Origin of the sequence: Rhodococcus sp. Eu-32, from assembly GCF_003336925.1 — a bacterium.
Taxonomy (GTDB): domain Bacteria; phylum Actinomycetota; class Actinomycetes; order Mycobacteriales; family Mycobacteriaceae; genus Rhodococcoides; species Rhodococcoides kyotonensis_B.
Window position 1 is genome coordinate 20,387 of sequence record NZ_QGNK01000007.1, and the last position, 13,489, is coordinate 33,875.

The window sequence follows — 13,489 nt, forward strand, 5'->3', positions numbered from 1 at the left end:
TCAGGTGTCCCAGCGGTAGCCGAACCCGCGGATCGTCACGATCGCGCCAGGGCGTCCGAGCTTGGAACGCAACGCCGTCATGTGGACGTCGAGCGTCCGTGAGATGGCCACGTACGCGTCGCCCCAGATGGAGTCCATCAGTTGTTCCCGGCTGACGGCTTCACCGCGCCGCGTGACGAGGTGCGCCAGGAGTTCGAATTCCTTGTTCGTCAGCGACACCGGCCGGCCGCCGACTTCGACGCCACGTCCCGCGAGATCGACGACGATGTCACCGAGAACCAGCGCGTCGGCATCGGGTTCCGTCGACGCTGCATGCTTGCGTGCTGCGACTTCGAGTCGAGCATGGAGCTCGCCCAGTCGAGCAGGCTTGACGACGTAGTCGTCGGCCCCGCCCCGCAGCGCGCGGACCACCGAGCGCTCGTCGTCGCGCGCGGTCAACACGACGACGGGCACAGCGCTCAGCGTGCGGAGCTTGCGCAAGGTCTCCAACCCGTCCATGTCCGGGAGACCGAGGTCGAGCAGTACGAGATCGACGGTGCGGTATCCGAGGAGCAGGTCCGCGCCGCGCCGCATCCGGGTCGGTGTGTGGCCGACTTCTCGCAGGGCATCGACCAGCGCGTCACCTACGCCGTCATCGTCTTCCACCACTGCGATTCGCATCGGTTTCAAACTAGCTCACGCCGAACCCGCACCGATGCAGACGTAAACGGGCATCTCGACTGCGACGTCAATGGACGGCGACCAGTTGCCGTGAAACGTCACCGAGAGGACAGTGACGACATGCTCCCTGTTCTCGATCTGTCGACCGCCGATACCGACCCCGATGCGTTTCGTGTCTCGCTCCGTGAGGCAGCGCATGAGTCGGGATTCTTCTATCTCATCGGCCATGGCGTAGGCGCCGACCGCATTCAGGAGGTGCTCGGACTGGCACGTGAGTTCTTCGCACTGCCGCAGGAAGCGAAAGACGAGATAAGTCAGCTGAAAAGCCCTCAGTTCAGGGGGTACTCGAGGTTGGGCGGTGAGTTGACCAACGGCCGCGTCGACTGGCGTGAACAGATCGACATCGGACCCGAACGAGACGTCGTCGTCGACGCGAAGGGCTACTGGAATCTGCAGGGCCCGAACCTGTGGCCGTCGGCGCTTCCGCGATTCCAGGCGGCGTTCGAGGCGTGGAACGACACGCTGTCCGACGTCGGGCTCAGGCTCCTGCGTCACTGGGCGGTGTCACTCGGTGCCGAGGAAGGGCATTTCGACGACGCTTTCGCCGATCTACCGGCGACATTGCTGAAAGTCGTTCGCTACGAGGGTACTTCGGACACGTCCCAGGGCGTCGGCGCACACAAGGACTCGGGCGTGCTCACGCTGCTGCTCGTCGAACCCCGATCCGAGGGTCTGCAGGTCGAGCTCGCACCGGGCGAATGGGTCGACGTGCCGCCGGTCGACGGCGCGTTCATCGTCAACATCGGCGAACTGCTCGAGGTGGCGACCAACGGCTACCTCCGCGCTACGCAGCACCGCGTTCGCGCGCCCCGTCCGGGTACGGACCGTCTGTCGATCCCGTACTTCCTGAACCCGGCGCTCGACGCGAAGATCGAGATCATCGAGCTCCCGTCGGACCTGGCAGCGCACTCGCGCGGCGTCGAGGCCGACCCGGACAATCCGATCTACGACACGTACGGCGAGAACGCGTGGAAATCGCGAACCAGGGCGCACCCCGATGTCGCGAAGCTGCACCACGGGATCGAACCCGCAGGTGCACCGTCGTCGTACTGAACGCGCGCCACCGTGGCCGACGGGAAGCGACTCACCTCACGGTTCGTGACGACGCCGTGACTCGAACAAGCGGGTCATCCCCATCGCCGTCGTGATCGCACCGAGCACGAGGACGAGGGCACCGGCGACGACGTTGGACCAGATCATTCCGGGTGTCGTCGACACGTCCGAGATGACCCAGGGCGAGACGATGAGCCAGATCCCGAGAATCGGCACGACGAACGACATTCCGTGTGTGCGTCCGTAAGCAGCGCCGAAAGCCAAGGCCAGGACGGCAACCGTCAGTCCGCACATGAGGTTCGACAACGTGAGGTTGTTGGCGCCGGCTATGGACGGTATCAACGCGCCCGCATTGTCGAACCCGCCGAAACCGACGATCCAGGGCGAGGCTGCCGCGTACAACCCGGACAGCATCAACAGGCCGTCGGTCACCTGTCCTGTCGGCCGTCCGAATGCTTCGTCGTAGTGATCGCGTAGCGCCGCGATGTCGGGATGATCGTGCATGGATAGATTCGTCGATGTCGACATGGATCTCATCTCCTCGAGGGGGTGGAGGGGTCGATCGACGTGGGTCGGCCCACACGTGTATCACGTACTGTCCAAGCCAACTCCCACAACGAGATTCGAGCTAGGGCCGAAGGTCCCGCCGCTCAGGGGAGGGGCGCCCACCATCGCAACGTCGTTCCGCCCGACTCGCTCGCCGGACCGATCGTCATGTCACCGCCGCATTCCTCAGCGCGGCTGCGTAGATTCCTCAATCCGCTCGCGGACACGCTGTCGGGAATGCCGCGCCCGTCGTCGGTTACGTCGATAGCGAGATCGTCGCCGACCGTGATGGTGACGGCGACCGTCTTGGCCTGCGCGTGGCGTACGCAGTTGCTGATCGCCTCTCGAAGAACGGCGAGCGCGTGCGCGGCAAGCGGAGGCTCGACGACCGACAGCGGTCCGCTCACTCGCACCGTCGTGCGCAGTCCCGAGTCGTCGACCATCTCGTCGATGATTTCGTTGAACTGTCGTCGAAGTACGTTGGCGCCATGGTCTTCCGACTGCAGATCGAAGATTGCGGACCGGATGTCCTGCACCGTGTCCTGGAGGTCGTCGATGGTCGTCGCCAGCCGGCTCTTGATCTCCGGCAGAACCGCACGCTGGGCTGTGCCCTGAAGTGACAGGCCGGCAGCGAAGATGCGTTGAATGACGTGATCGTGCAGTTCTCGCGCGATGCGGTCGCGGTCGGCGAGCACGTCGAGCTCACGAAGCTGACGAGTCGAGTCGGCGGTCTGAACCGTCAGTGCCGCTTGGTCTCCGAACGCCGTGACCAGATCGAGTTGCGTGTCGGTGAACGGCTCCGCGTCGTCGCGGCGAAGGACGACGAGTACTCCGGTCACCCGGTCCGGTGCGCGCAGTGGCGAAATCAGGGCCGGACCGTACTCGTCGGGGAGGTTGGCGGTGGCGTTGTACCTGAGTCGGCGGGTGCGGATCGGGCGGCGGGTACGAAACGATTCGCCCGACGTCGAACCGTGTACCGGCAGCAAGGTTCCGACTACGGCCTTCGGATGGGCAGCCTGCTTACCCGACACCACATGTACGACGAGTTCGGTGACGTCGTCGGCTCGCTCGTCGGGATCGTAGGGAACCGCGATGAACGCAAGATCTCCCGACGTCAGGTCCAGCGCCTTGTCGGCGACCGTTTGGAGCACGTCGTCCGGAGCCGACCCGCCGAGAAGTTCGTTCGCGATGTCCCGGGTGGCCTCGAGCCATGACTGCCGCGTGCGCGCATCCTCGTACAACCGGGCATTCTCGATGGCGGTACCGGCGGCCGAGGCGAGGGCCTGCACGACGGCTTCGTCGTCGTCGGTGAACTCTCGGCCACCGTTCTTCTCCGTCAGATAGAGATTGCCGTACACCTCGCCCCGAATACGAATGGGCACACCGAGAAACGACGTCATGGGTGGATGGTGCGGCGGGAAGCCGATCGACGACGGGTGTGCTGCCAGATTGCTCAGACGAATCGACTTCGGTTCGTCGATCAGTAGACCGAGCACACCTCCTCCGGTCGGCAGAGGTCCGATTCTTGCTGCAGTCTCGTCGTCGATGCCGTGGAAGATGAAGGAACTGAGTTCGTGATTTTCCCCGCGAACTCCGAGAGCCCCGTACCGCGCATCTGCCAACTCGATCGCCGACGCGACGATGGAGCGCAACGTCGAGTCGAGATCGAGGCTCGCCGAAATGGCCAGCATGGACCGCAGCAGACCGTCGAACTGCTCACGAGCCTGCGTGATCTTGCCGATGTGGTCACCAAGTTCGCCCAGGAGCTCATGCAGACGCATCTGCGAGAGTGTGTCTTGCAGATCCTGAGCAGCCACCTGCCGGTCGGCACCCCCTGTACCCGCCATCGCTTCAGTATGCGCGTGAAGAATGGACGGTGGAACGGCGTCGGAAATGAATTCGAGAGATCAGTCGTGCAATTTCGACGCATAGACTGCTGCCTGCGTTCTTCTCTCCATTCCGAGTTTGGCGAGCAGTCGTGAAACGTAATTCTTGACAGTTTTTTCCGCGAGAAACATACGCTCGGCAATTTGGCGATTGGTCAGGCCTTCACCGAGCAACCCCAGCAGAGTTCGCTCGCGGTCGGTCAGATCTGCCAGTGGTCCTTGCCCCTCGTCGGTCGATCGCAGCTTCTCCATCAACACCGCGGCGGCTCGATTGTCGAGCAGCGACTTGCCCATTCCGACGTCCTTGATCGCCGACGTCAGATCCATCCCTTTGATGTCCTTGACGACGTATCCCTTGGCGCCGGCGAGTATCGCGTCGAGCATGGCCTGGTCCTCGGTGAACGACGTCAATATCAGACAGTTCAGACCCGGCATCGTCGACATCAGCTCGCGGCACAGCTCGACGCCGTTACCGTCGGGCAGTTGGACGTCGAGTACAGCGACATCGGGGCGCAATGCCGGGATGCGGGCCAGCGCATTGCTCATCGAACCGGCCTCACCGGTGACGGTCAGCTCGGGGTCCGAATCGATGAGGTCGATGAGACCACGACGAACGATCTCATGGTCGTCGACCAGGAATACAGAGATCACGGCTGCTCCTGAAGATTCACCTGTGGAGGAAAGCATACTGACGTACCCGGCGGTGCACGCTGGAACAAGTCCCCGAATTCGATGACGATGGCCCCTGTCGAGGTCTCCGGGCCGCGTCGACAGTGGAGAAGTCGGCGGCGCCCCGTCGCGCCGATTCGGCTGTCGTGTCGATTCGAGGAGGTCGCCAGTGAACGTCGGACCCGATGCGGCCGTGGTCGCGATGCTCGTCGAACTCGCGTGCCGCGCACCCTCGGTACACAACAGTCAGCCATGGACGTGGAAGTACTCGAACGGGTGCCTCGATCTCTACTCCGACCGAACCAGGTTGTTGGACGTGATCGATCCCATGGGTCGGCAGATGCTGATCAGTTGCGGTGCGGCGCTCGATCATCTGCAGAAGGCCGCCGAAGCATCGAGGTGGACGGCGGAGATCGAGACGTTCCCGACACCCGGTGGTTCGCGTCATCTCGCGCGTGTTCGTTTCGTGCCGGGCGCTCGTCCTCGTTCGCACGAGTTCGACCTCTTGACGGCGATCAATCGGCGTTACACGGACCGTCGACCGTTCGGCGCGGTGCGTCGGGATCTGGTCGTCGGCGCGGAGATGCGTCGCGCAGCCGACGTCAACCAGACGATTCTGACCGCGTTGACCGATGGTGCAAGGCAGGTTCTCGAAGAGGCGTCCAAGACCAGCGCGAACACGAGGAAGTACGACGCGACGTATCAGGCCGAACTGAAGTGGTGGTCCGGTCACTCGTTCGACGTGGACGGTGTTCCGCCCCATGCTCTTTCGGACCGCGCGACGGCGACCGCCGTGCAGATGGGCCGCGACTTCCCGGTTCGCGACGGCGGTGACCAGGTCCCGCCCGAGGACGCGTCGACCGTCTTGTTGATGGCGACCAGGGGCGACGAACCCCTCGATTGGCTGCGGTGCGGACGAGCTCTGTCCGCGGTGCTTCTCGAGGCGACCGTGCGTGGATTCGCGACGTGCCCCCTCACGCATCTGACGGAACAATCCACCAGTAGAGCGATCGTTGCGTCGCTCGCGCCGCACGGCGGAATTCCGCAGGTCCTCGTTCGCATCGGCACCCCTACGGCGGGAACGCCTGTGATCCGTACGCCGCGACAGAAGGTGTCGTCGGTTCTGTCGATCGAGGGGCCCCGTCAGCGGGTGTCCCGTCCGACTCACCGTTAGTGGGCGTGGTGCAGGGAGGCGACAGGGACGACGATCGTGGGCACCGAAGAATGATGCAACACAGCGCGACTCGTGGATCCGGTGAAAACGGAGGCCATGGCGCCCCGGCTCGGTGACCCGACGACGATCAATTGCGCGTGCCCCGATTCCTCGATGATCGCATGCGGCGCCTTGTCCGTGACGACGGCAGGCGATACCAGGACCGACGGGTAGCGTTCCGACCACGGCGCCGTGACCTCGGTGAGCCACGACTCCACCGGCGGACCGGGATCCAGGCGGTATTCGGTGTCGGCACGCGCATGGACGACTCTCAGGCCGACGCCGCGGCGCGACGCCTGATCGAACGCGACCGCCAGGATCGCGTCGTTGTTCACGGAGATGTCCAGGCCCACCACCACGGGGAGGTTCGCCGAGTCGAGTTTCGTCTGCCGATACCCCTCCGGAACGCGAACGACAGGGCAGTGTGCGTGTGCGGCAACGTGATCGCACACGGAACCGAGTACGCCGCGGGCGAGGCTGCCGGCACCCCTCGAGCCGGCCGCCTTCGACCCGACGACGACCATCCACGCGTCGCGCGCGTATTCGGTCAGAACGTCCGCCGGACGTCCCGCGGCGAGCACTTTCTCGATCGAAAGCGACTCGCCTGCAACGCTCTCCGCGGCGATGCGGCTTCGTTCCAGAGTGGAACGTGCGCGGGATCGTGCGCTCGACACACGGCCGCCGCGCAAGTTGATCGCATCGGAGAACGATCCTTCGATTCCCGGGTCGGCGTGCACCAACACCAGCGTGCCGCCGCGCGACGCCGAGTCCGCTGCAGCCCACCGCACTGCACCGAGACTCGCCGGAGAATCGTCGACACCGACAACAGTCGCGTTCTCTTCCGCGGTGCTCCCGTGTGTCATGGATTCATCCTGAGGCCACGCTCGCCCGGCGCGATAGGGACTTCCGTCCCACCGTTCGGGACGAAAGAGCCCATCGAGCTTTTCCGAACCGACCATTTCCGCCCGACATTTCATTATGATCGAGCCGCTCGGTAGCGGCGTGAGATTCGGTAAGGGGAAGCCATGCGGCGTCGTTCGAAATGGATCGTGTCGGCAGTGTCGCTCGTCCTGGTCGCCGCGACTGGGTGCAGCTCGTCGTCGGAATCCGATGACAGCGGCGGCAATTCGGCGGCCGAATCCTCGACCACCGAGTCCTCGACGGCGGAAGCCGAGCCGTCCTACGTCGCAGAAGTGCAGGTGAGTATCGACAAGGCGATGACCGACAACGTCATCCCCGACGCCGTCGTGACCATCGAGTCGCCGACGCAAGGAAATTGGACGGGTACGTTCGGAACACAGGTCATCGGTGAAGATCGCCCGATCACGGCGGACGAGTACTTCCGGTTCGGAAGCAACACCAAGACCATGACGTCGACGGTCATTCTTCAACTCGCGCAGGAGGGAAAACTCGCACTCGACGACCCCATTGCCAAGTACGTGGAGAACGTCCCGAACGGTGACCGCATCACCATCGCGCAGTTGTCCGAGATGCGCAGCGGACTGTACAGCTACAGTTTCGATCCCGCGTTCAACGCGACGCTCGACAACGATCCGCAGAAAGCGTGGACGCCGGACGAGTTGCTCGCGATCGCGTACTCGCATCCGGTGAACTTCGAACCGGGTGCCGAGTTCGAATACAGCAACACCAATATCGTCCTTCTCGGTCTCGTCATCGAGAAGCTGACCGACATGACGGCTGCAGAAGCGTTGCAGCAGAGGATCTTCGAACCACTCGGCATGAGTCACACGTCTCTTCCCGTCGCCACGGATTCGTCGATACCCGATCCGCACCCGCAGGGGTATTCGTTCGGCACCAACGTGTCCACGATCGACACGTTCGAGCTGCCCGAACCACAGCGAACGGAAGCTCTGGAGGGAACACTGAAACCGAACGACGAGACGGACATGAACCCGTCGTGGACCTGGACGGCGGGCGGCGCGATCTCCACGGTCGGCGACATGGTCACGTACACCAAAGCTCTCGTCGACGGCGGTCTGCTGAACGACGACATGCAGAAGACGAGGTTGGACAGCATTCAGCCCATCGAGCCGCAAGCCCCGGAAACCGCCGGATACGGATTGGGCATCGCAAGATTCGGCCCTGCGTTGCTCGGCCACGACGGGCAGATTCCAGGTTTCATGACGGTCGCCGTCAACGACCCGAACTCGGATCTGACCATCGTCATCGCTACCAACCTCGCGACCGTCCCGACAGGGGAGGGGTCGGCTCTCGTGTTGCTGAAAGCGATCATCCCGACGTTCTACGGTGAGGGAGCAGTCACCGGCGGCAACCCGGCGAGTGTTCCCGAGCGCACGGACGATCAGACGCCCTCGTCCAGCACCGAAGCGCCGAGCACGTCACCGTCGACCCCGGCAGTGCCGACGCCTACTCCGTGACCTCGTCGCCGATCGGCATTCGGCCCACGCCCCAGCTGCGTTCGATGTAGCCGACGACGGACTCGATGTCGGCTGCGGGAACACTGTCGGGCTCGCCGTTCTCGAGCGGATCGGTGTGGAAGATGTAGAGCCGGGAGGCGAACTGCTCGAACGGAAGTGAACCTTCGCCGGGGCGCTCGCCGTTCCCGGCCGTTCCGACCACGACGCCGTCGCCCCAGTCCTGGCCGCTGTCGTTGTTGGGATTGAAGAAGTAGACACGCATGACGGCATCGGGATCGAGCGCGACGCGCAGGATCGTGATGGCATGCCAGCCGACGTAGCGCCCCGCGGTGTCGGTGACCGCGATACCTGCCGGCTGTGGGTGGATCAGACGCTGCCCGCCGTTGTAGTCCAGGTGGTACGACGCGTAGAACCGCCGCAGGAAATCCTCGACGTCGATCAGATTGCCGGTCGCCACGTCCACGTCGATGTGGAAACCGCGCGCCGACCACCACCCGTGGAACTCGGGATTGATCCAGCGATGAGGGTCGCCCGGCCGGTCCGCGCACCGTCGGCCCATCTCTGCATAGATCCGGTCCAGGTGAGGCACCAACAGTTGGGACACGGGGTCGAGGTCGACCGGTGACGTCGTCGCGACTCCACCTTCGCTGTCCTTGGAGGAGAGCGGTCGGCCCTCGAAGTGCATGACGATCTCGTCGTCGCGTGCAGCCCAGACGACCATCTGCAGCAGGTAGTCGGGGTCGTTGTACGCCCACATCGACAGGGCGCGTGCCGACTGGCACGTCGGATTGTCACCCTGACCGATGCCGAGCGGCTGGCCCAGCATCGACAGCAACCCGCCGAGCAGTCGCGACTCCGGCTCCGGCGTCGGGCCGAAGACGTCGACGAGACGCTGTCGAACGTCGGGCGCGAGTTTCAAGGCCAGCTGACGCCACAGCGACGGGACGACCGGCGGCGCGTGGAGGATGCCGCGGTCGAGCATCAGTGCGATTCCGTAGAGGCATTGCGCAGTCTCGGGGTGGACGGCCTCGACGACGAGGGCGTGGATCAGATCCTGATATCGCTGCAGGCAGGTTCGACCGGTCTCCGAGACGCCGAGGGCCTCGGCGAGAAGATACGGATTGTGTTCGATCAGAAAGCGCGTCAGCGTCGCGTGGTACGGCGACACGAGACCCGTGTCGTGCATTGCTCGTGCGAATCCACGCGCCTCGAATTCGAGGCCTTCGGCGTCCATCGCACCCAGACGGGAGCGGTAGACGTCGACGCCCGGATCCTCGCGGCACGCCTCGGTCGGGCCGAACAGAGCCGAGATCAATCGGTCGAGTCCCTGGCCCGCTGCGTTCAATTCGACGTCGGGATCCTCGCGGTAGACCGCGATCCGAGTGACCATCGCCTTGACGTGATCGACCTGAATAGGCCTCTGGCGCAACATGCGCCAGATCTCCTCGGTGAGCTCACCCAGCACACTCTCGTAGCCGATCTGGTCTGCCACGTACCCGAACAGGTCGCGGATCAGATGTGCGACGCGTCCGAGCCGGACTCGCTCTGCCTCGGACGGCGGTGAGAACAGCACGTCGAGATTCATCGCAAGGATTTGCGACAGAAAGCGTTTCGCATCCTCGGCCGTGATCGCAGGATGCTCGTAGTCGCCGGCGGCGATGGCGACCAACCGGAGTTCGCTGGCCGCTTCCAGGACCACCGTGTCGACGACGCCACTGCGCAGACTCGGTCCGACGTATGCGGGAACCAGGATGTCGGGCTGCGCCCAGTCCGTTCCGAGGAACAGCCCGGCGTCCTCGAGACCGGCGGCACGCTCGCGCACCGCGGCGCACCCACCCGGCTGCATCAGGACCCGATGCAGGGCGTCGAGGACCCGGCGCACCTTCGTGGCCTTGGAGAAGTCGGGCGCGGCTGCCATCGTCTCGGTCGCGTGATCGAGTTGAGCGACGCGTGACAGCAATGCCTGGTCGACGGGGGGATCCATCGTCTGCGATGGACCTTGCTCGGCGTTCCCGAAATCCTGCCTCACACGTAGAAGTCCAGTTCTTCCTGATGTTTCAGTAGGTCGCGCATCCGGTACGGGTCGTCGCCGAAGAAGTACAGCAGACCCCAGTGCGTGCCGAAGGCCGTCCGCTTGGTGACGGTCTCCTCGACCGGCGCCGACAGATCGTTCGTCTCGTAGTAGTCGTGTTCGGCTGTCTCCGTGGGGATTTCCAGCTGGCTGACGACGCGTCTACGCGGATAGACACCGAAACATCCGGCATGACCCGTCGCGTCGACGACCTCCTTCGGGAAGAAGGCGTCGATTTCCTCCTCGGTGGTCTTCGGGTCGAACGCCAGCGCGAGGCCCTGGTACGCGTTGAATCCGTATGCCCGCTCGAGGAGTTCGAAAACCTTGAAACCCGGTGGCCGATAGGCGACTTCACCGAAGTACATCTCACCGTCACTCGTGACGAAGTACTCGGGATGGATGAATCCGAACTCGATGTCGAACGTCTTGATGAGCTTCTCGATCTGAGCGGTGATCTGCGGCCGGTACTGCTCGAGCTCCGGTGTCGCGGGCACGAACACCGAGTAACCGAGCGTCACGTACTCGGAGATGTTGAGGAACTTGATCTTTCCGTCGTGGATCCACGCTTCCACCGCGAACTCCCACCCGTCGAGGTGGGATTCCATCAGCACCGGAAACTCCTCGTCCGGGATCGCGTCGACGTCGTCGGGCGTCCTGACGACGCGGTGCCCGAGGCACCCCGCCTTGTCGAAGGCCTTCAAGTGGATGGGGTCGTTGGGATCGCCGTCGAGTTTGAGCAGTGTCTGGTTGACCCGTCGGAGGAATCGGATGACGTCCTCGCGGTCGTGCGCTTCCTCGAAGATGCCGACGCGAATGCCGCCCAGCTGAGCGCGGCGCTTCATCAGCGACTTGTCGCGCAACAACATGGCCTGGCCGAACAATCGGGGGTTGCCGAGGAGCACGGAGTTGATCGCACCCGCCCATTCGACGGTCTCCTCGTAGAGCGGGATCGCGACGTCGACTCCCTTGTCCTGCAGTGTCTCGGCGATCTCCAGGGAGCGGTCGTTGAGCCGCTCGAAGTTCCACGGAATGTACGGGATGTCGTGCTCGGTGCAGTATTCCTCGGCCCATTCGGGGGCGACGACGACGTATCGCCGGTCGAAGGCGTCGAGCGCCTCGACCGCAGCCAGACTCCAGCCCAGTAGTGCGACGTAGCCCTTCTCCGGATTCTTCTCCAGGCGGGTGGGCTGCGGCATACGAGGTCCTTTCCGTCGGCGAAATCGAGTCAGGTCAGTCCGACCCACCGTACATAGCGGTGCTCGTCGTGCCGAGAGCCCTATGCTGTGTCGATGCCGAGAACGAGCGCGGGACTGTTGCCGTTCCGGCGGCGTGGCGACGTCGTCGAGGTCCTGATAGCGCATCCCGGCGGGCCGTTCTGGGCGCGCAAGGACGACGGGGCGTGGTCGGTCGTCAAAGGTGAGTACACGGACGAGGAACCGCTGGTCGCAGCGAAGCGGGAGTTCGTGGAGGAAACCGGCCTCGCGGTGCCCGTCGGGGAGTTCGTGCCGTTGCCCGAGGTGCGGCAGCGGGGCGGAAAGGTGGTGACGGTCTTCGCGATCGAAGCGGACATCGACGTCACCGACGCGGTGAGCAACACCTTCGAGATGGAGTGGCCACCGAAGTCGGGGAAGATGCAGTCGTTTCCCGAGATCGACCGCATCGAGTGGTTCGCGCTCGCGGACGCGCGGGTCAAGCTGCTCGCCGCGCAGACTGTCCTGCTCGACGTGCACTTCCCACCCGTGCGCGGATAGTTGCAACCGGCTCAAACTATCCGCGCACGGGTGCGGAGCGCATGAGGTTAGCCTTACCGAGTGAAACGCGCATTGATTGCCCTTCTCCCCCTGTTCGTCGTGGCTGCGTGCAGTTCTGGCACCCAGCAGTCCTCCTCCGGTCCGGGTAACTCCGACGTGGCGACCGGCGGTGAGCAGTTCTCCACCGCCGACGAGGAAACCGCTCGACTCGGCACCGACGCGGAGCCGGGCCAGTTCCCGCGGACCGTCACCCATGCATCGGGCGAGACCGTCATCGAGTCCAAGCCGGAACGAGTGGTGGTTCTCGACACTGGTGAACTCGACGACGTGCTGAGTCTCGGCATCACTCCCGTCGGCATGGTCGTCCCGGAGGGCGACGGACAACCGTCGTACTTGCAGGACAAGCTGGACGGCATCGCCGAGGTCGGCGCCATCGGTACCCCCGACGTCGAGGCCGTCGCCGCGCTGAAGCCGGATTTGATTCTCGGCAGCAAGTTGCGCGTCGACAAGTTGTACGACCAGCTCTCTGCGATCGCGCCGACCGTCTTCAGCATCCGGCCCGGCTTTCCGTGGAAGGAGAACTTCCTGCTCGTCGGGGACGCTCTCGGCGAGGAAGACCGGGCTGTGCAGGTGCTCAACGACTATCAAGCGAAAGCCGACGAGGTCCGTGCCTCGCTCGACGGGGCACCGACGATTTCGATGGTCCGCTTCCTGCCCGGCAAGATTCGGTTGTACGGCAACCTCTCGTTCATCGGGGTCATTTTGAAGGATGTCGGACTTCCGCGACCTGCGATCCAGGACATCGACGAACTCGCCGTCGAGACCTCGCCGGAGAACATCGTCGACGCCGACGGTGACCGCATCTTCTACTCCAGCTACGGCAGCCCGAGCGCGACCGATCAGTCGACGGTCGTCGGCAGCCCTCTGTGGGCCACCATTCCGGCCGTCGCCGCGGGCAGAGCACAGGAAGTCAGCGACGAGCTGTGGTTCCTCGCCCTCGGGCCGACCGGCGCGATGCTGGTGCTCGACGATCTGCAAATGCGCTTGGCGCCCGTGCGCGAATAGTTGCAACCGGCTCCTACTATCCGCACGGGTGCGGAGCGCCTTGACGAGGTGCGCTCGACCGTGCGAACCTGAGCGCACAGTCCGACCGAGCGATCGCTCGGTGCGTAACGAGCCCG

General features: G+C 64.3%; 12 protein-coding genes. 5 read left to right on the forward strand and 7 right to left on the reverse strand.

Features of this window, described 5'->3' with window-relative positions; all coding sequences use genetic code 11:
- The gene (locus tag DK926_RS10370; RefSeq protein ID WP_068423401.1) at positions 1–660 is read right to left on the reverse strand and encodes a response regulator transcription factor; all 660 of its coding nucleotides are present in this window, start codon (positions 658–660) and stop codon (positions 1–3) included.
- 120 nt (positions 661–780) lie between these two features.
- Between DK926_RS10370 and DK926_RS10375 the strand changes: the two genes are divergently transcribed.
- Positions 781–1,773, forward strand: a complete 993-nt coding sequence (locus tag DK926_RS10375; RefSeq protein ID WP_114330496.1) for a 2-oxoglutarate and iron-dependent oxygenase domain-containing protein — start codon at positions 781–783, stop codon at positions 1,771–1,773.
- A gap of 36 nt (positions 1,774–1,809) precedes the next feature.
- Here the strand turns inward: DK926_RS10375 and DK926_RS10380 are convergent, their stop codons facing one another.
- From DK926_RS10380 to DK926_RS10390, 3 genes are all read right to left on the reverse strand, one after another.
- Entirely contained in the window at positions 1,810–2,301 is a 492-nt protein-coding gene (locus DK926_RS10380) for an SPW repeat protein (RefSeq protein ID WP_114330339.1), read from the reverse strand.
- A gap of 122 nt (positions 2,302–2,423) precedes the next feature.
- A complete protein-coding gene (locus DK926_RS10385; RefSeq protein ID WP_114330340.1) occupies positions 2,424–4,166 on the reverse strand; it encodes a GAF domain-containing sensor histidine kinase in 1,743 nt (580 codons plus the stop codon).
- Positions 4,167–4,226: 60 nt separating this feature from the next.
- Entirely contained in the window at positions 4,227–4,856 is a 630-nt protein-coding gene (locus tag DK926_RS10390; protein ID WP_114330341.1) for a response regulator transcription factor, read from the reverse strand.
- 187 nt (positions 4,857–5,043) lie between these two features.
- Here DK926_RS10390 and DK926_RS10395 point away from each other — a divergent pair, with 187 nt between their 5' ends.
- Positions 5,044–6,048 (forward strand): hypothetical protein, encoded by a 1,005-nt coding sequence (locus DK926_RS10395; protein WP_243636744.1) that lies wholly within the window; start codon positions 5,044–5,046, stop codon positions 6,046–6,048.
- On the opposite strand, the gene DK926_RS10400 is transcribed toward DK926_RS10395, so the two are convergent.
- Entirely contained in the window at positions 6,045–6,950 is a 906-nt protein-coding gene (locus tag DK926_RS10400; protein WP_165839554.1) for a universal stress protein, read from the reverse strand. The two genes, DK926_RS10395 and DK926_RS10400, sit on opposite strands and share 4 nt — an antisense overlap.
- Positions 6,951–7,112: 162 nt before the next feature.
- Between DK926_RS10400 and DK926_RS10405 the strand changes: the two genes are divergently transcribed.
- Complete coding sequence (locus tag DK926_RS10405) at positions 7,113–8,486, forward strand: serine hydrolase domain-containing protein (protein WP_114330343.1); 1,374 nt, start codon at positions 7,113–7,115, stop codon at positions 8,484–8,486.
- Here the strand turns inward: DK926_RS10405 and DK926_RS10410 are convergent.
- Positions 8,476–10,470: a hypothetical protein gene (locus DK926_RS10410; protein ID WP_114330344.1), complete on the reverse strand. Its 1,995-nt coding sequence runs from the start codon at positions 10,468–10,470 to the stop codon at positions 8,476–8,478. The two genes, DK926_RS10405 and DK926_RS10410, sit on opposite strands and share 11 nt — an antisense overlap.
- A 41-nt stretch (positions 10,471–10,511) precedes the next feature.
- Positions 10,512–11,753, reverse strand: a complete 1,242-nt coding sequence (locus tag DK926_RS10415; RefSeq protein WP_068423415.1) for a carboxylate--amine ligase — start codon at positions 11,751–11,753, stop codon at positions 10,512–10,514.
- Between the two features lie 93 nt (positions 11,754–11,846).
- Between DK926_RS10415 and DK926_RS10420 the strand changes: the two genes are divergently transcribed.
- Positions 11,847–12,308: an NUDIX domain-containing protein gene (locus tag DK926_RS10420; protein WP_114330498.1), complete on the forward strand. Its 462-nt coding sequence runs from the start codon at positions 11,847–11,849 to the stop codon at positions 12,306–12,308.
- A 60-nt stretch (positions 12,309–12,368) separates the two neighbouring features.
- Positions 12,369–13,373, forward strand: a complete 1,005-nt coding sequence (locus tag DK926_RS10425) for an iron-siderophore ABC transporter substrate-binding protein (RefSeq protein ID WP_114330345.1) — start codon at positions 12,369–12,371, stop codon at positions 13,371–13,373.
- The last annotated feature ends 116 nt before the right edge of the window (positions 13,374–13,489 follow it).

What these genes read in the sequence shown, in the direction of transcription:
- DK926_RS10370 (WP_068423401.1), bottom strand. Translation starts at nt 660, where the DNA reads ATGCGAATCGCAGTGGTGGAAGACGATGACGGCGTAGGTGACGCGCTG.
- DK926_RS10375 (WP_114330496.1), top strand. Translation starts at nt 781, where the DNA reads ATGCTCCCTGTTCTCGATCTGTCGACCGCCGATACCGACCCCGATGCG.
- DK926_RS10380 (WP_114330339.1), bottom strand. Translation starts at nt 2,301, where the DNA reads ATGTCGACATCGACGAATCTATCCATGCACGATCATCCCGACATCGCG.
- DK926_RS10385 (WP_114330340.1), bottom strand. Translation starts at nt 4,166, where the DNA reads ATGGCGGGTACAGGGGGTGCCGACCGGCAGGTGGCTGCTCAGGATCTG.
- DK926_RS10400 (WP_165839554.1), bottom strand. Translation starts at nt 6,950, where the DNA reads ATGACACACGGGAGCACCGCGGAAGAGAACGCGACTGTTGTCGGTGTC.
- DK926_RS10405 (WP_114330343.1), top strand. Translation starts at nt 7,113, where the DNA reads ATGCGGCGTCGTTCGAAATGGATCGTGTCGGCAGTGTCGCTCGTCCTG.
- DK926_RS10410 (WP_114330344.1), bottom strand. Translation starts at nt 10,470, where the DNA reads ATGGATCCCCCCGTCGACCAGGCATTGCTGTCACGCGTCGCTCAACTC.
- DK926_RS10415 (WP_068423415.1), bottom strand. Translation starts at nt 11,753, where the DNA reads ATGCCGCAGCCCACCCGCCTGGAGAAGAATCCGGAGAAGGGCTACGTC.
- DK926_RS10420 (WP_114330498.1), top strand. Translation starts at nt 11,847, where the DNA reads ATGCCGAGAACGAGCGCGGGACTGTTGCCGTTCCGGCGGCGTGGCGAC.